This is a genomic window from Filimonas lacunae, assembly GCF_002355595.1.
Taxonomy (GTDB): domain Bacteria; phylum Bacteroidota; class Bacteroidia; order Chitinophagales; family Chitinophagaceae; genus Filimonas; species Filimonas lacunae.
Genome location: NZ_AP017422.1, coordinates 5,300,136 through 5,317,274, shown reverse-complemented (window position 1 = coordinate 5,317,274; position 17,139 = coordinate 5,300,136). Strand labels below are relative to the sequence as shown.

General features: G+C 44.1%; 13 protein-coding genes. 7 read left to right on the top strand and 6 right to left on the bottom strand.

The features are described from left to right. The first annotated feature begins 1 nt into the window (after nucleotide 1). Nucleotides 2-2,251 (top strand): FUSC family membrane protein, encoded by a 2,250-nt coding sequence (locus FLA_RS20900; protein ID WP_076382172.1) that lies wholly within the window; start codon nucleotides 2-4, stop codon nucleotides 2,249-2,251. A gap of 5 nt (nucleotides 2,252-2,256) precedes the next feature. Here the strand turns inward: FLA_RS20900 and FLA_RS20895 are convergent, their stop codons facing one another. The 3 genes from FLA_RS20895 to FLA_RS20885 all read right to left on the bottom strand — a co-directional run bounded on the left by FLA_RS20895 (nucleotide 2,257) and on the right by FLA_RS20885 (nucleotide 5,610). Continuing rightward, entirely contained in the window at nucleotides 2,257-2,823 is a 567-nt protein-coding gene (locus FLA_RS20895; protein ID WP_076382171.1) for a UbiX family flavin prenyltransferase, read from the bottom strand. Between the two features lie 96 nt (nucleotides 2,824-2,919). Continuing rightward, nucleotides 2,920-4,572, bottom strand: coding sequence for an alpha-glucan family phosphorylase (gene glgP, locus FLA_RS20890; protein WP_076382170.1), 1,653 nt, complete (start codon nucleotides 4,570-4,572; stop codon nucleotides 2,920-2,922). Between the two features lie 81 nt (nucleotides 4,573-4,653). Further along, complete coding sequence (locus FLA_RS20885; RefSeq protein ID WP_076382169.1) at nucleotides 4,654-5,610, bottom strand: hypothetical protein; 957 nt, start codon at nucleotides 5,608-5,610, stop codon at nucleotides 4,654-4,656. A gap of 123 nt (nucleotides 5,611-5,733) precedes the next feature. On the opposite strand from FLA_RS20885, the gene FLA_RS20880 reads away from it, so the two are divergent. From FLA_RS20880 to FLA_RS20865, 4 genes are all read left to right on the top strand, one after another. Next, nucleotides 5,734-7,620, top strand: a complete 1,887-nt coding sequence (locus tag FLA_RS20880; protein WP_076382168.1) for an Nramp family divalent metal transporter — start codon at nucleotides 5,734-5,736, stop codon at nucleotides 7,618-7,620. Nucleotides 7,621-7,626: 6 nt separating this feature from the next. Then, the gene (locus tag FLA_RS20875) at nucleotides 7,627-8,124 is read left to right on the top strand and encodes a GNAT family N-acetyltransferase (protein ID WP_076382167.1); all 498 of its coding nucleotides are present in this window, start codon (nucleotides 7,627-7,629) and stop codon (nucleotides 8,122-8,124) included. Between the two features lie 94 nt (nucleotides 8,125-8,218). Further along, on the top strand, nucleotides 8,219-9,451 hold the full coding sequence (locus FLA_RS20870; protein WP_076382166.1) for an NADP-dependent isocitrate dehydrogenase: 1,233 nt from the start codon (nucleotides 8,219-8,221) through the stop codon (nucleotides 9,449-9,451). A 259-nt stretch (nucleotides 9,452-9,710) separates the two neighbouring features. Further along, nucleotides 9,711-10,694, top strand: a complete 984-nt coding sequence (locus FLA_RS20865) for a YpdA family putative bacillithiol disulfide reductase (protein WP_076382291.1) — start codon at nucleotides 9,711-9,713, stop codon at nucleotides 10,692-10,694. Here FLA_RS20865 and pafA read toward each other — a convergent pair. Continuing rightward, nucleotides 10,672-12,336: an alkaline phosphatase PafA gene (gene pafA / locus FLA_RS20860; protein WP_076382165.1), complete on the bottom strand. Its 1,665-nt coding sequence runs from the start codon at nucleotides 12,334-12,336 to the stop codon at nucleotides 10,672-10,674. The genes FLA_RS20865 and pafA overlap by 23 nt on opposite strands. Before the next feature lie 151 nt (nucleotides 12,337-12,487). Between pafA and FLA_RS20855 the strand changes: the two genes are divergently transcribed. Then, complete coding sequence (locus FLA_RS20855) at nucleotides 12,488-13,747, top strand: aminotransferase class I/II-fold pyridoxal phosphate-dependent enzyme (RefSeq protein ID WP_076382164.1); 1,260 nt, start codon at nucleotides 12,488-12,490, stop codon at nucleotides 13,745-13,747. A 91-nt stretch (nucleotides 13,748-13,838) separates the two neighbouring features. On the opposite strand, the gene FLA_RS20850 is transcribed toward FLA_RS20855, so the two are convergent. Next, the gene (locus FLA_RS20850) at nucleotides 13,839-14,300 is read right to left on the bottom strand and encodes a hypothetical protein (protein WP_076382163.1); all 462 of its coding nucleotides are present in this window, start codon (nucleotides 14,298-14,300) and stop codon (nucleotides 13,839-13,841) included. 120 nt (nucleotides 14,301-14,420) lie between these two features. Next, nucleotides 14,421-15,758 (bottom strand): APC family permease, encoded by a 1,338-nt coding sequence (locus FLA_RS20845; protein WP_076382162.1) that lies wholly within the window; start codon nucleotides 15,756-15,758, stop codon nucleotides 14,421-14,423. A gap of 95 nt (nucleotides 15,759-15,853) precedes the next feature. Here FLA_RS20845 and FLA_RS20840 point away from each other — a divergent pair, with 95 nt between their 5' ends. Then, entirely contained in the window at nucleotides 15,854-17,125 is a 1,272-nt protein-coding gene (locus FLA_RS20840; RefSeq protein ID WP_076382161.1) for an alpha-amylase family glycosyl hydrolase, read from the top strand. Nucleotides 17,126-17,139 lie beyond the last annotated feature (14 nt).

Sequence of the window (17,139 nt, the reverse complement as noted above, 5' to 3'; positions counted from 1 at the left end):
TATGGACTATACCAGGGAGTTTAGGAAATTTATCACGGGGCAATATTTGCATTCAGGCATACGTATTACGGCAGGGGCTGTTATACCGGCTGTAGTATTATATCACTTTGATTTGCTGGCTGCATGGATGGCCATGCCGCTGGGCGCGCTTTGCGTAAGCTTAACAGATAACCCTGGTCCGCCGCATCACCGCAAGAATGGTTTAATTGCCAGCATCCTTATCAATTTTGTAGTTGCTATCATTACTGGCTTTAGCAGGGAATTGCCCTGGTTGCTGGGAGTGGAAATAGTGGTGTTTGGGATGTTTTTTACCCTGATAGGCGTATATGGCACCCGCATTAGCAGTATAGGGCTTATTGCCCTGCTGGTGTTTATATTTAATGTAGACAGTCATTTACAAAGTCACTCTATCTGGTGGGATGCCTTGCTGTTTGCGGCAGGCGGTACCTGGTATGCTTTTTTAAGCATGGTATTGTATAATCTGCGTCCGTTTTTACATATACAACAGTTGATGGGGGAGTGTTTAATTGACATGTCAACCTACCTGCGTATTAAATCGGGCTTTTATAAACTGGAGCCGGATTACGAGCATTTGAATACAGAGCTGATGCGTTACCAGGTACTGATTCAGCAGCATCATACCGATTTGCGGGAAATGCTGTTTAAGTCGCGCCAGTTTGTAAGCGAGTCTACCACCAAAAGCAGAACGTTGATGATGATGTTCCTGGATAGCATTGACCTGCTGGAAAGGGTAATGACATCGCAACAGGATTACACATCGCTGCATGAAGAGTTTGATAACTCGGACATACTGGAAGATTATGCCTGGATGATTGCGGCGTTGGCGGATGAACTGCATGAAATTGGTTTGGCCGTACAAAGCGGTACAGCCAGCAAAAGCAAGAATGACCTGGATGCTTTGCTGAAAGTGACCATGGATCATTTTTTTGAACTGCGTAAAAAATACCTGAATCCGAACACCATTGAAGGCGTTATTAAACTGCGCCAGATATTATACAGCATACAGGATATTACAGAAAGGATTAAACGTTTGCATGCAGCTACTGCTTTTGATAAGCGAATAGCTCGCCAGTTTAAGGTGCAGGAAGATGTGAACCAGTTTGTGACCCGCTCGGAGCTGGACCCCAAAATTCTGCTGGCCAACCTGTCGTTGAAAAGTGCCAGTTTCCGGCATGCGGCCCGGGTTACCGTGGCGCTGATGATTGGTTATATCATATCCCTGTTTTTTACATTGGGGCATGGCTACTGGATATTGTTAACCATTGTCACCATTATAAAACCGGCCTACAGTATAAGCAGGAAACGAAACCTGCAACGTTTGGCAGGCACATTAATAGGTGGTGTAGTGGGCATGGCCATATTGATATATGTGCATGACAGAACCGCCTGGCTGGTGTTTATGTTGCTGGCCATGATTATATCTTACAGCTTTTTAAAGTTGCAATACCTGGTGGCTTCGGCCTGTATTACTATTTATGTATTGCTCAGCTTTGCCTTTTTAAATCCTGCGGGATATGAAGCGGTGCTGCACGACAGGGTGCTGGATACTTTTATAGGCTCGGTGGTGGCGTTTATTGTTGCGCAGTTTGTGCTGCCAACCTGGGAACAGGAACAGGTAACCACTTTAATGCTGGAAGCTTTGCAGAATAACCGGTCGTATTTTGATGCTGCCGCGGAATGCTTTACGGGTAAACAACCGGATGTAACTACATTTAAACTGGTGCGTAAAAATGCTTTTGTGGCCCTGGCCAACCTGAGCGATAACCTGCAACGGATGCTGAGTGAACCTAAAGACAAACGCCCCAAGCTGAAACATTATCATCAGTTTGTAGCTACCAGCCATATGTTGACTTCTCATATAGCAGCCCTGAGTTATTATGCACAGCGGAATGCAGCACAATATGAATCACAGGAATTTCAGCCATTGGTGCAGCAGGTAGACCTTCAATTCAGACAGTCTATTGAACTACTGCAACACCACCGTTCGGTGGAAGTGCTGAATGTGGCTGCCAAGCTACCTATCAGTGACAAAATTCAGCAGTTGATGGACATACGTCGCAAAGAGCTGGAAAGCGGCGGTACGGAAGATGACGGCGCTGCCACCCGCAAAACATTAAGTGATATGAAAACGATCACTGATTCGTTTGAGCTGATCAGTACCATGACAGTAGACCAATTACGGATTATACAGAAGCTGGTTAGCGAACAACCAGATGGTGACAATGATTAAGTAGTTCAGGACTGTGTATTCCAGCGGTAGCTGGTAATATCCAACCCTGCCAGATCCAGCACGCGATCGGTTACTGTAGCAGCTACTTCTTCAATGGTGGTGGGCTTGCTGTAGAAGGAAGGGGTGGCCGGACATATAATGCCGCCAGCCAGGGTAACCGCTTCCATATTGCGGATATGAATAAGATTGTAAGGCGTTTCGCGGGCCAGTAATATCAATTTTCTCCTTTCTTTCAATACTACATCAGCAGCGCGGGTAATAACATCATCACTGATGCCATTAGCTATGCGGCCCAGTGTGCCCATGCTACAGGGAGCTACAATCATAATATTATAGCGGGCAGAACCTGATGCAAATGGCGCCTGGAAGTTATGCTTATCGTAAAATTGTACGGGATAGTTGAGGTAGCTGGTGTTGTCCAGTTCGGTTTGCCATACTTCTTTGGCATTGTTACTCATCACCACACTTAGCTCATCCCATTGCTGTGGTATCGTTAATAATTTTTCTATCAGCAATTTGGGATAAATAGATCCGCTGGCCCCGGTAATAGCAATGACAATTTTATTAGGCATATGCAAAAGTACAAGCTTATTGGCTGTAAAAAGAAATCCCGCCTTGTGGCGGGATTCTTTACCTGGACTTTCTCATGCGTGTACTTAAAAACGGAACTATTTATAGAGCAGTTCGTAATACTCATCGGCCATACGGTTACTTTCAAATTTCAGTAACACGTCGCGCATACCGTTTTGTACTATCTGCCGCCACGTGTGGTAGTTGTTGTAATACAATGGAAGAATTTCATTCTCCAGTATTTCATATAGTTTATCCAGATCGTACTGATCCTGCTCTTCAGTGCTCATGCTGGCATAGTTGCCTTTAGGCACCACAAAGCTGTTGTTGCCATGATCGGCAAATTCTGGTATCCAGCCGTCATCGGTAGAGAGGTTTACAGCACCGTTCATAGCGGCAGTCATGCCACTGGTGCCTGATGCTTCGCGTGGAACGCGTGGGTTGTTTAACCAAACATCGGCAGCCTGTTTTAGTCGCTTGCTTAAAGCCAGCTCGTAGCCGGTAAGCACTGCTATGTTCTTATAGTTCTTACTCAGGCTAACCAGGTGGTTAAATTGGTTAATAGCAGGGTAGTCACTCGGATAAGGTTTACCAGCCCAGATAATTTGAACAGGGTAATTGTTGTCGTTGATCAGTTTTTCAAAACGCGCCATATTTTGCGTTAAGAAATCAGCGCGTTTATAACCAGCAAAGCGGCGTGCCCACACTATGGTTAATGTATCGGGGTTAAACTGCTTACCGGTTTGGTCGGCTACAATTTCAAAAGCTCTCCACTTTAACCACTTTTTGCGGTCGTCGAACTTTTCATGGTTCTGCTCGTCTGAAAAACGGTATAACTGTTTATCGGCCCAATAGCGCAGGTTTTGTGCGTTGGTGATAGAAATGATAGGACATACACCAGGATATTTCTGCCACATTTCGCGGGATACATGGCCGTGCAGTTCAGACACGCCATTGGCTAACCGTGCAAAGCGTAGGGCGGCCAGCGAGTGGTTGAACAGATCGTCCTGGATGCCGGTAACCTTTCTTACCTCATCAATGCTAAGGCCACAGAAATAGCTCATTTTATGGCACAGGTAAATGTCATGTTTTTCGTTACCTGCTTCTTCCGGTGTGTGTGTAGTAAACACCAGGTGTTCGCGCAGGGTGTCAAGGCTTTTAAACTTATTCAGCAGATAAAAAGCGGCTGACAGGCCATGTGCTTCGTTGAGGTGATAACGGTCGGGGTTGAAGCCCAGCTCATCTATTAATTTAGCGCCACCCACACCCAGTAAAATAAACTGTGCCACTTTGGTGGCTACGTTGGCATCGTACAGGCGGTGTGTGATGGTTTGTGAAATGTAATCGTTTTCAGGAAGATCGGTGCTTAATAAAAACAAAGGCGCCGTGTTAAAGGTGGTAGGGGGCAGGTACATTGCCTTTACCCAAACCGGTGAATCGTGTATCAGAATCTGGTAACGGATGCCGGTATCTTCCAGAAAATTGTATATTTTCTCGGTCCAGGTAACCTGCAGGGTCTGATCCTGGTTACGGGCCTGGTCGTAATAGCCGAACTTCCATAAAATGCCAATGCCAATCATATTTTGACGTAATTCATAGGCACTGCGCAGGTGAGAACCGGATAAGAAACCAAGTCCGCCGCTGTAAATTTTTAAAGGCTGGTGTACAGCAAACTCCATGGAGAAATAAGCTACCTTCTTTGCATAACGTTCGTTTACCTGGTATGGAACCTGGAAATTTCTAAAATTCATTTATTGCGGATTTAGTCAAAAATCGTGGCGAATATAAAGGAAAATGACAAAATGTATTTTTTACACAATGGCTGGTTGGTGTTATTTTTTCTTTTTCTCCTTCTTTTTGGTATAGCTATCATTGAATAAACACCTGATACCGCGATGGTTACCACAGCTGCCTTGCTCTTTCACAGATATGCTGCCGGTAGAGAAAGAAAAATCTATAACGCAAGGGTCGCCGTTTTGTTGGTATATGGCTTTATTGTTAGCGCCTACTGTAAACTCGCCTTTCAGCTCACCGGTACAGGCTCCATTGTTCTTTTCAAAGTGGATAAAGAAATAATAGTGCTGGTCGTTTTTACCATCACGTACGGCAATAAAATTCTTCTTGTTTTCTATATAATCACCGCTGAACTTGTTTTTACGTGGCAGAGTGTCGATAGGATTGTATATGTCGGTGCTTTTCTTTTGTTCGTCGTTGGTTTCATTAATAACCATCATAAACTCAGTAGAGCCATCCAGATAAGCATATCCATTACGGGTATAAAGCAGCTGGCTGGCGCTGACAAAACGTTCTTTATTTAAGGTAAACGTAGGTTCTTTATTAATAGACACACTGTAATGGTAGTCATTATCACGCTTAGCAGGTAATATTTCCAGTGCGGCTTTGTAGGTATTCTCTTTATCAAAGAAGAAAGCGGCTACAGAAGTACGTTTATTATGTGTAAAGGTGGTAATAAGGTAGGTGCCGTTTTCTTTTTCAATTTTCCCCAAAGGATTAATGCGGGTTTTGGCTGTGTATTTACTGCCTCCTTCCAGTTTGGTGAGGACACTATCAGGCACAAACTGCACCAGCACCTGGTGGCTGATAGAAGTAGTATCTTTTAGCCTGTTTGCATTGGAGTCGGCTATAAGGGCCGGAAGTTTGAGGGACGTAAAGGCTGCCTGCAACTGTTTGGCCGTTACAGGGGCATCGCCGTCTAATGCAGCTGTTTTGCTTTTACAGGCTGCCAGCGAAAAAAGAACCAGGGTGATTGCCAGACAGGTTTTACGCATGCTGAAAAAAATTTAAAGTGATACCGGGGATTGGTTATTACTCAAATATGATGAATTTTTTATTGCCATGATGCATTTTTTGCGGTAAGATGTTTCGTATTTATAACTTAGATTTGTCTAACTATGGCAAGGCTTCCCGTTAGCAACAGCAATCAATCATTAGGAGAGGTACATGAAAGCGTAGATGTTACCACAGGTAAAAAAGGTTGGCGTCGTTTTCTGGCCTATATCGGTCCTGCTTACCTGGTAAGTGTGGGGTACATGGACCCTGGTAACTGGGCCACTGATTTACAAGGTGGCGCGCAGTTTGGATATAAGCTGATATGGGTGTTGCTGATGAGCAACCTGATGGCTTTGCTGTTGCAGGGCTTAAGTGCCCGCCTGGGTATTGTGCGCCGGCGCGATCTGGCGCAGGCTAACCGCGAAGAGTATCCGCCCGTTGTTAATTTTTGTTTATACCTGCTGGCCGAGCTGGCCATAGCTGCCTGCGACCTGGCCGAAGTGCTGGGGATGGCTATAGGCATTCAATTGCTTACGGGGCTGCCGGTATTATATGGGGTACTGATCACCGTATTTGATACCTTTTTATTGTTTTACCTGCAAAAGCTGGGCATGCGCAAAATGGAAGCGTTTATTATTGCATTGATTGCAATAATAGGTGGTTCTTTTTTAGTGCAGCTGGTGATTGCCAAACCCGACCTTGCCGATGTGGCCAAAGGTTTTGTGCCTACATCGCTTAACACAGGTGCCTTATATATAGCAGTAGGTATAATTGGAGCCACTGTAATGCCCCATAACCTTTACCTGCATAGTGCATTGGTGCAAACACGGAAAATAAAGAGTGACCCGCATAGTATTAAAACGGCTTTGAAGTTTAACCTGGTAGACAGTACCATAGCCTTAAACCTGGCCTTTTTGGTAAATGCGGCTATCCTGGTGCTGGCAGCTACTGCTTTTTTTACTACTGGTAATACACAGGTAGCTAAAATAGAAGATGCACACCGCCTGATGGAGCCTATGCTGGGTAGCAAACTGGCGCCATTTTTATTTGCGGTAGCCCTGATAGCTGCGGGACAAAGCAGTACGGTAACAGGAACACTGGCAGGGCAAATTGTAATGGAAGGGTATCTGCGTTTACGTATCAATCCTTTAATACGCAGGTTGCTTACCCGTGTAATTGCCATAGTGCCTGCGGTGGTGGTAATATTGATTTATGGTGATCAGGAACTGGATGCCCTGCTGGTATTTAGCCAGGTGATTTTAAGTCTGCAACTGGGTTTTGCCATTATTCCCCTGATACATTTTGTAAGTGATAAAAGCTCGATGGGCCAGTTTGCCATTCGCTGGCATGTGAAAGTGCTTTCGTGGCTGGTTGCTGCTATACTTATCTTTTTGAATGTGCAGCTGGTAGCTGATTCCAGCATCAGTGCCTTTGCGCAGCCGGGACATGTGGGCATGAAAATTCTGATAGTAGTGGCCTGGGTGTTATTTGCCTGGTTGTTTTTGGTAATGACTTTTTTACCGCTGGTGCACCGCCACCGGAAGAAGGCCAATATGAACATGCATAGTGAAGTAACGCCTTTGAACAATTTGTCTATTCCTAAAGTGAACACCATTGCAGTGGCACTGGATTTTGGTCCGGCAGATGAAAAGGTGATAGCACATGCATTGGCGCAGGGGCACACGCATGCCACTTACCTGTTGCTGCATATAGTGGAAACGGTATCGGCCAGTTATTTAGGCGCTTCGGCAGATGATTATGAAACCCGTAAAGACCAGGAGCGTTTGCAATGGTATGCTTCGCAACTGGAAGGCATGGGGCACCAGGTGCAAATTGCGCTGGGGTATAAAAACCGTATTAACGAAATTGTGCGCATTGTAAAAGACGTGAAGGCTGATATGTTAATAATGGGAGCGCACCGGCATACGGGTATAAAAGATTTTGTATATGGGGCCACAGTTGATCAGGTAAGGCATAAATTAGCAATTCCTGTTTTGATTGTGAATTAAATAGAAATGGAACACATAGAGAAAACGCCCCTGATAAGGGAGATTGCATCTGCCGATAATGCGGCATTGGCCAGTATTATTCGTGCTGCGTTAGCAGAATTTAAAGCGGATAAACCGGGTACGGTTTATTTTGATCCTACTACAGACCATTTATTTGAGTTATTTCGTACACCCCAATCGGTATACTGGATACTGGAAGTGGATGGTGTAATTATGGGCGGTGGGGGTATATTTCCTACCGAAGGACTGCCGGAAGGGTGCTGCGAGCTGGTTAAATTATATTTAAGTCCTGCCAGCCGTGGAAAAGGATGGGGGAAGCTGCTGATTGAAAAATGTGCGGCTTCGGCTGTGGCTACCGGTTTTACCTCGCTATACCTGGAAACCTTACCTGAACTGAGTAATGCCGTGGCTTTGTATGAAAAATGTGGCTTTACCATGTTGGAGAAAGCACTGGGTGCATCGGGTCATTTTGGATGTAATATCTGGATGTTGAAACAACTGTAAAATGTAACGGAAACGATTGCGGAAATCGATCTGAATTACGAATGTTACAAACCCCTACTTTTGTACCCGTTTTTAGTAACCAAAATTTTTTGAAATGGCTGAAAAAATTAAAGTAGCCAATCCGGTGGTGGAACTGGATGGCGATGAAATGACCAGAATCATCTGGAAATTTATTAAAGACAAGCTGATACTGCCTTACCTGGAAGTAGATATTAAATATTATGACCTGGGAATGGAATACCGTGATGAAACGAACGACCAGGTTACTATTGACGCTGCCAATGCTATTAAACAATATGGCGTAGGTATTAAATGTGCTACCATCACTCCTGACGAAGCCCGTGTAGAAGAATTCAAGCTGAAGCAGATGTGGAAAAGCCCTAACGGAACTATCCGTAACATCCTGGATGGTACTGTGTTCCGTGAGCCGATTGTTTGTAACAACGTTCCCCGCCTGGTACCTAACTGGACCGCACCTATCTGTATTGGCCGTCACGCTTTTGGCGATCAGTATCGTGCTACCGACTTTGTAACCAAAGGAAAAGGTAAACTGACTATCAAGTTTGAAGGTGAGAATGGTGATGTACAGGAGTTTGAAGTGTTCAATTTCAAAGGTGATGGCGTAGCGCTGGCTATGTACAACACTGACGAAAGCATTAAAGGTTTTGCACGTGCTTGTTTCAACCAGGCATTAAGCAAAAAATGGCCTTTATACCTGAGCACCAAAAACACCATCCTGAAAAAATACGATGGTCGTTTCAAAGATATCTTTGAAGATATTTATCAGAACGAATTTAAAACTGCATTTGCAGAAGCAGGTATCGTTTACGAACACCGCTTAATTGATGACATGGTTGCCAGCGCTCTGAAATGGAACGGTAACTTTGTTTGGGCTTGTAAAAACTACGATGGCGACGTACAGTCTGATACCGTAGCACAAGGTTTTGGTTCATTAGGTTTAATGACCTCTACCCTGGTTACACCTGATGGTAAAGTAATGGAAGCAGAAGCTGCACACGGCACTGTAACCCGTCACTACCGCGAGCATCAGAAAGGTAAGCCAACTTCTACTAACCCTATCGCGTCTATCTTTGCATGGACAAGAGGTTTAGAGTTCCGTGGTAAACTGGACAACAACCAGGAGTTAATTGACTTCTGTCATGCCCTGGAAGCTGTTTGTATTGAAACAGTAGAAAGCGGTAAAATGACAAAAGATCTGGCTGTTTGCGTTCACGGTAACAAAGTAGAGCATGGTAAACACTACCTGTATACTGAAGAGTTCCTGGAAGCACTGGATCAGAACCTGAAAGCTAAACTGGGTAAATAATCCTTGTTGCTTTTAGTAAGCATAGTAAAACGGCCCGCAATTGCGGGCCGTTTTAGTTTTTGGGCATAAAAATGTCAGAGAAGTTAGGATTGTATGTTAATTTAGATAGATTCAGAAGCTATAGGCATTGAAGTGTGCCGAAGAACATCCCATAGTTTCTGGAAGCACGAATTGCTTACCAGCTTACCCGATATATTAAATATTCAAACAGTGCAATTTTCTTTACTGTTGTCAGAAATTTATGAGGGAACTTTACTATATGAACAAGTATGATGTTTTGATTGTGGGCGGAGGACCTATAGGATTGGCATGTGGTATAGCTGCAAAAAATGCAGGATTAAGTTATGTGATTATAGAAAAGGGGTGCCTGGTAAACAGCTTGTATAACTATCCGCTGTTTATGACCTTTTTCAGCACCAGCGAGCGATTGGAAATAGGGGGCGCGCCCTTTATGTGCATGGCTGCCAAGCCGGGCAGGCAGGAAGCAATAGAATATTACAGAAGGGTTACACAAATGCACACACTGGACATTCATTTGTTTGAGCAGGTGGAAAACGTGCAAAGCAGCACAGTACCCGGATATCGTTATAGTGTTACTACTTCTAAAGCTGAATATGCAGCTAAGAATGTAATTGTGGCTACCGGTTTTTATGATATTCCTATTTACATGAATGTGCCCGGTGAAGACCTGCCTAAGGTAAATCACTATTACAAAGAGCCGCATTATTATGCGTTCAGGAAAGTGGTGGTAATAGGGGCTAATAACAGTGCGGTGGATGCTGCATTGGAAACCTGGCGCAAGGGTGCGGATGTAACGATGATTATAAGGCAGGAAGGTATAGGAGAACGCGTGAAATATTGGGTAAAGCCGGATATTGAAAACCGCATTCAGGAAGGAAGCATTAAAGCTTATTTTCAATCGTCTGTAGCCGCTATACGGGAAAACGAAGTGGATATTCAGACGCCTGATGGAATAGTGACTATAGAAAATGATCACGTATTGGCAATGACAGGCTACAGACCCAATTTTGACATGCTGGAAAGGTTTGGTGTGGCGTTATCTGACGACTGGAAAAAATGTCCGGTATATAATGCAGATACCCAGGAAACAAACCTGCCAGGCATATACCTGGCAGGAGTGGTTTGTGGCGGAATGGAAACCCATAAATGGTTTATAGAAAACTCAAGAGACCATGCCGATAAAATTATTCAACATATTCTTACTTCATCACCTCTTCAATAACATGACCTACGCAACCGCTGGGCATTTGAATGTGTAATAAAGCAGAGATTGTTGCGGATATATCAGTCATATATGTTTCGCGGTTGGTGCTGCCATGCTTAATGCCCCAGCCGTAAAACAGCAATGGAATATGTGAATCATAAGGGTTCCATAAACCATGCGTGGTGCCTGTTGCGCCCACGTCCATATAACCAGGCTTTAAAATATATTGTATATCGCCGCAACGGGTAGGATAATAACCGTTGGTAATTCTGTCTTTGATAGTAGCGGTTAGAGTAGTTTGCGCCAGCTTGCTTAATTCAAAAGCATTGGCTACACCATCCTGTTTCATCAGGTAATTGATAATAAACTCCACTACATCATCCCTGTTCAGGTCGGAGCTGTCTACCAGTCCTTTATTCAATACCAGCTGATAGTTAAATCTGCCTTTTACAATATCGTTTTTGCCAAACTTCACTTTCAGGGCTTCGTTAATATCTTTTACCAGTGTTTCGCCAAATGAACCACCTGGCAGGTTGTTTTCTTTAGAAAAACCAGGAACGTGCGCTACACCATGATCGGCAGTTAAAAACACGGTCCACTGATTTTTGCCTACCTGTGCATCCAGGTAATCAAAGAATTTTCCCAGGGTTTCGTCCAGCTTAATATAGTCATCCAGTTGTTCCCATGAGTTAGGACCAAATGTGTGTCCGATGTAATCAGGAGAAGAGAAACTTACGGCCAGGAAATCGGTATTGCCATCTTTACCCAGGTGCTCTGCTGCTACTGCTGTTTTGGCTAATTCGGCAGTGATGGTATTTCCCTGTGGAGTAGAAGACAGTTTTTCGTAATCGGAGCCGGCATACTGAGATAAGGTATACGGCATGCTCATGGCCTCTTTGCCAAAAGGACGGCCTTCGTAATTTTTTATATCATCTGTGCAGTACTGGCTGTACACTTCTTTGGGTAAAGACAGGTTCCAGTTCAGCGCATATAATGAATCGGGTAATTTTCTATCATTAAACTGTTGAACCCAATCTGGTAATTCGCTGGTGTACCAGGTGCTGGTAACGAATTTGCCGGTTTTACCGTCGTACCAGAAAGCGCCGTTGGCAGTGTGGCCAGCAGGCATAATAGCGCCGCGGTCTTTTAAGGCAATGCCAATTACTTTACTGTTGAAATTAGTAGCTACACGTAATTCGTCGGTTACGGTAGTGGCCAGCAGGTTGCGGGGGCTCATCTGGCCAACTGCAACGGTGCTGCTGCCTACGGTGCTAACAGTGTTGTCATCGGCACAGTATACTGCTTTTTGTAACAGGTTATCGTACCAGTTATTACCGGTAACACCATTGATGGCTGGTACACTGCCGGTATATACGCTGGCATGTCCTGCTGCAGTATAAGTAGGCGTATAAGGAATAAATGTGTTTTCGCAGGTGTATCCCTCGTTTAAGAACCTTTTGAAACCACCGTTTACCTTAAACAGGTTGTTAAAACGGTACAGGTAATCCCAACGCATCTGGTCAATTACTATACCTACTACCAACTTGGGACGGGCTACGCCGGAAACCGGTTTGGCCACAGGTGTAACCGTCTTTTTCTGACTAAACAGGGCAGACCCGGCCGTCAGTAAGGAAATAACAATGAGTACACATCTTTTCATCAGATTGGATCGTTTTATTAGATGGCAAATGTATTACTTACCAGCCTGTTAATTCCGTTAACAAAAGGTGAATGCTTAATTTAAACCGAATAAGTTATTTTTGCGACAAATTTTACTGAAACCCCAAATACCAGAGTAAACGTAAATACGTATGGCAGACATTTTTGAAAGATTAATTAAGAATTACGGCCCCATTGGTCAGCATCGTGAGAGAGCGCATGGCTATTTTGCATTTCCTAAGCTGGAAGGTGAAATAGGCAGTCGTATGAAATTTCGTGGTAAGGAAATGGTGGTATGGAGCCTTAATAATTACCTGGGTCTTGCCAATCACCCCGAAATACGTAAAGCTGATGCAGACGGTGCTGCGCAGTATGGTTTGGCTTTGCCTATGGGTGCACGTATGATGAGCGGTAACAGTAACTTTCACGAGCAATTGGAAAGAGAACTGGCCGAGTTTGAAGAAAAGGAAGACGCCATTCTGATGAACTTTGGCTACCAGGGCATTATGAGTGCTATTGACGCTGTATGCGGCAGGCATGATGTGATTGTGTATGATGCGGAAAGCCATGCCTGTATTATTGATGGTTTACGTTTACACCCCGGCCATCGTTATGTTTTCAAACACAACGACATGGAAGATTTTGACAAGCAGATGGAGCGTGCTACTGCCCTTATTCAAAAACAAGGTTCTGGTGGTATACTGGTGATTACCGAAGGTGTGTTTGGTATGGCAGGTGATCAGGGTAAGCTGAAAGAGATTTGTGATTTAAAAAGCAAATATGAATTCCGTTTACTGGTAGACGATGCACACGGGTTTGGTACTCTGGGCAAGCGTGGCGCTGGTGCGGGTGAGTTACAGGAATGCCAGGATGGTATTGACCTGTATTTCTCCACTTTTGCCAAATCAATGGCTTCTATCGGTGCATTTTTAGCAGGTCCGCGTGTTATTATCGATTACATCCGTTATAACATCCGTTCCCAGATTTTTGCGAAAAGCCTTCCTATGCCCATTGTTACCGGCAACTTAAAAAGGCTGGAAATGCTGCGCACTATGCCTGAGCTGCGCGAAAAACTGTGGGACAATGCTTTAAAACTGCAGAAAGGTTTAAAAGAGCGTGGTTTTGATATTGGTTCTACCAATACCATGGTTACGCCTATTTATATGAAAGGTGGGGTAGAAGAAGCTACCGCAATGGTAATGGACCTGCGTGAAAACTATGGTATCTTCTGTTCTATAGTAGTATACCCTGTTATTCCTAAAGGACATATCATTTACCGTTTAATTCCTACTGCGGCGCATAACGATGAGGATATCCAGCGTACTTTAACTGCTTTCAGCGAAACCAAAGCCCGTTTGGATGCTGGTGCTTACAAAGTAGAAGCCATCCCGGATATGGCTGATGCCCGATAAAACAAGCGGTTTGTATATAATTAAAATCCCGCCGGCTGTTTCAGATGCCGGCGGGATTTTTTATGTATTTACTACCAGTAAAGGGTAATGGTTATTCAGCCACTTCGGCTTCCTGTGCTTCGGTAGCTACAGCTGCGGCAGCTTTGGAAGCTTTGGCAGGCTTGGCTGCAGGAGCTTCTGCTACCACATCACCGGTTACCAGTTTAATGTTCAGTGTAAGCTCGCTTTCAGGAGCGTCGAAGCTAAACACCTGTGGTATGTTTTGCGGATTTAACTGGTACAGTTCTTTATAGCTGCTGGGAGCCAGGATGTCCAGTTTTATCAGTTCTTCAATTGCTGCTTCCACTGCTGCTGCGTCTAATTCTGTTTTCTCTTTCACTTCTTCCAGCGGCATACCACTGTACTTGCCAACCTTCTCTGCTTTAGTGGCAAACTCCAATACTTTAGAGCCGTTAGCTGAAAGAGGGTTTAAGGTATCCTTGATAAAGGAATAAAGGCTGCTTAATTGTTCAGGGGTGACGTTAAAATTACCTTTCAATGAGGCTGCTTTCATACTAAAAATTTTGGTATGTAAATGTATTGCTTTTATTCATTTGGCAAAGGGGTAGCTGTAATTTCTGCAATAATTTCTTGATCATTTAATGCAAAAATGAAAAAACAGCCAGCTGCTTTGCTACATTTTGCCGGTTGTTGATCGTTTATTGATCTGTTGCTTGATAACATAGGCTATTATGCCGGCCACTGTTACCGCAACGCCCGATAGCATCATGTAAGGCCCGGTAGAGTAGAAGATACCTGCCCATATTACAATGGCCAGCAGCACAGGAAAAGGGTATAATGGCATGCGCCATTTGAAAAAGGAGCGTCCTTTTTTCCGGCTTAATAGCAGTAATCCGATTGCCTGGGCAATAAATTGGATTAAAATGCGCATAGCTAGAATGGCGTTGATCACTTCTTTTATTTTAAACAGGAGACTAAACACAAAAGCAATTCCTCCTAAAAATAATAGCGAAATATAGGGGAAGTTTTTAGAAGGGTGCAGTTTGGCAAAAATGGAGAAAAAAGCCCCGTCTTTGGCAGCTGCATATGGAATACGGCTATAACCGAGTGTGGCAGAAAACACAGAGGCGAAAGCTACCCATAAAATAAGCACGGTGGCTAAGGTAGCAGCACCAGGGCCGGCTATTTCCTGAATAAACTCACTTACTACAAATTGGCTTTTGGTTATTTTTTCCAGCGGCAACACAGAGGCTACGCTGATATTCATCAGCAGGTACAGCACCGCTATACCACCAATAGAAATGAACATGCTGCGGGGAATATTTTTTTCGGGGTTTTTTATTTCACCGCCCAGGTGGCATACGTTATAATAGCCCAGGTAGCTGTACATGGTTTTAACACTGGCAAAGCCGAGTGCGGCAGCAAAGGCATGATTCAGCTGCAGGCCATCGTTCATGTGTTTTACCGGGGCTAAAAAGTTACCATGCAGCATGCCGCCGCTGATAATCCACACCATAGTTACTAATACACCGCACCACAGTAGTACACTTATTTTACCAATGGTTTCAATATTGCGGTACAATAGCAATACGATTAAAATAACTACTCCACCACTTAACAGCTTACTTTCTACGGTGGTTAAAGGCATGATATAGCCAAAATATTGCGCAAACCCGATGGCGGCCGAAGCTATTACCAGCGGCGCCTGTATCATGGTTTGCCATACAAATAAAAAGCTCATCAGCTTGCCCCATTTAGGGCCAAACCCTTCTTTTAAGAAATTATAGCTACCACCCGCTTCCGGAAAAGTGGCTCCCAGCTCGCTCCATATCATTCCATCTGTAAAAGACAGCACTGCACCAGCCAGCCAGGCATATAAAAACCAGGGACCATTCATGGCTTCTGCTACCACGCTTAGCACCACAAAGGGGCCAATGCCTACCATATCGGTCATATTAATAGCAGTAGCCTGTAAAAGACTTATTCTTCGGGAAAGTTGAGGTTGGGACATGTGTTGGTAAAAGTAAAACCTTACTTGTGAAAATTAAAACCGGAAACTGGTGCGCATTTTGACTTTTGGTTGGTAACTTTTTACTTTTGAAACATATGAACAAACTTTTTGACGCTGTAGCGTGGGGAGACGGAGCGAACATATACGAGGTAAACATCAGGCAATACACGAAAGAAGGCACTTTCAGCGCTTTTGCGGAGCATTTGCCCCGTTTAAAAGACATGGGAGTGGAAATTTTATGGTTGATGCCTATTACTCCTATTGGTGTGGAAAAAAGGTTGGGAAGCCTGGGCAGTTACTATGCCTGTAAAAGTTATGTGCAGGTGAATCCGGAATTTGGTTCGCTGGACGATTTGAAAGCATTGGTAAAGCAGGCGCATGATTTGGGTTTTAAGCTGATTATAGATTGGGTTGCCAATCACACCGGCTACGATCATGAATGGGTAGAGGGGGGCCATACTGACTGGTATGTGCTGGATGAAGCAGGGAATTTTACAGAGAAATATGGCTGGAATGATGTGATAGACCTGAACTACAACAATAATCATATGCGTGAGGCTATGATTAATGCCATGCAGTTTTGGATAAACGAATGTGATATTGATGGTTTCCGGTGCGATATGGCTCACCTGGTTCCATTGGATTTTTGGGTGGAAGCACGCAAGCGGTGTGATAAAGTAAAACACCTGTTCTGGCTGGCTGAATGCGAGGTGCCTGCCTATCATGAAGTGTTTGATGTGAGTTATGCGTGGCAGTTTATGCATGTGACCGAGAAATTTATGCAGCAACATGCTTTGCTGAATGATGTAATACATGTACTGGAACAATATGCTCATTATCCTGCGGGGGCTAAGAAATTGTTTTTTACATCCAATCACGATGAAAATAGTTGGAATGGTACGGAATATGAAAAATACAGAGAAGCAGCTAAAGCCTTTGCCGTATTTACCTGTACCTGGCCAGGCATGCCATTGGTGTACAGCGGGCAGGAAATGGCTAATAAGAAGCGCCTGAAATTTTTTGAAAAAGATGCGCTGGAATGGACGCCTACCCCGTTGCTGCACGACTTTTATAAAACACTACTTCATTTGCGCCGCAATAACAGCGCTTTGCAAAATGAAAGCAGATTAGTGAAACTGCCCACCAATGTAAATGAGCAGGTGCTGGCCTATTTGCAGGTACACGATAACCAGAAGGTGCTGATAATAATTAACTTTTCCGGTTCGGGTCGTTTGAAGGTAGAGATGCAGCATACCGATTTGCCTGGCAAATACTATAACGCGTTTACCGGGATAGCCCATCAGTTGGAATTTGATGCTTCTTTTGAGCTGCAGCCCTGGGAGTTTATTGTATGGACTACTTCATAAACCTTTATTAACTA

Excerpts from the sequence above, each read along its gene's own strand:
- FLA_RS20900 (WP_076382172.1), top strand. The coding sequence starts at position 2 with ATGGACTATACCAGGGAGTTTAGGAAATTTATCACGGGGCAATATTTG.
- FLA_RS20895 (WP_076382171.1), bottom strand. The coding sequence starts at position 2,823 with ATGCCTAATAAAATTGTCATTGCTATTACCGGGGCCAGCGGATCTATT.
- glgP (WP_076382170.1), bottom strand. The coding sequence starts at position 4,572 with ATGAATTTTAGAAATTTCCAGGTTCCATACCAGGTAAACGAACGTTAT.
- FLA_RS20885 (WP_076382169.1), bottom strand. The coding sequence starts at position 5,610 with ATGCGTAAAACCTGTCTGGCAATCACCCTGGTTCTTTTTTCGCTGGCA.
- FLA_RS20880 (WP_076382168.1), top strand. The coding sequence starts at position 5,734 with ATGGCAAGGCTTCCCGTTAGCAACAGCAATCAATCATTAGGAGAGGTA.
- FLA_RS20875 (WP_076382167.1), top strand. The coding sequence starts at position 7,627 with ATGGAACACATAGAGAAAACGCCCCTGATAAGGGAGATTGCATCTGCC.
- FLA_RS20870 (WP_076382166.1), top strand. The coding sequence starts at position 8,219 with ATGGCTGAAAAAATTAAAGTAGCCAATCCGGTGGTGGAACTGGATGGC.
- FLA_RS20865 (WP_076382291.1), top strand. The coding sequence starts at position 9,711 with ATGAACAAGTATGATGTTTTGATTGTGGGCGGAGGACCTATAGGATTG.
- pafA (WP_076382165.1), bottom strand. The coding sequence starts at position 12,336 with ATGAAAAGATGTGTACTCATTGTTATTTCCTTACTGACGGCCGGGTCT.
- FLA_RS20855 (WP_076382164.1), top strand. The coding sequence starts at position 12,488 with ATGGCAGACATTTTTGAAAGATTAATTAAGAATTACGGCCCCATTGGT.
- FLA_RS20850 (WP_076382163.1), bottom strand. The coding sequence starts at position 14,300 with ATGAAAGCAGCCTCATTGAAAGGTAATTTTAACGTCACCCCTGAACAA.
- FLA_RS20845 (WP_076382162.1), bottom strand. The coding sequence starts at position 15,758 with ATGTCCCAACCTCAACTTTCCCGAAGAATAAGTCTTTTACAGGCTACT.
- FLA_RS20840 (WP_076382161.1), top strand. The coding sequence starts at position 15,854 with ATGAACAAACTTTTTGACGCTGTAGCGTGGGGAGACGGAGCGAACATA.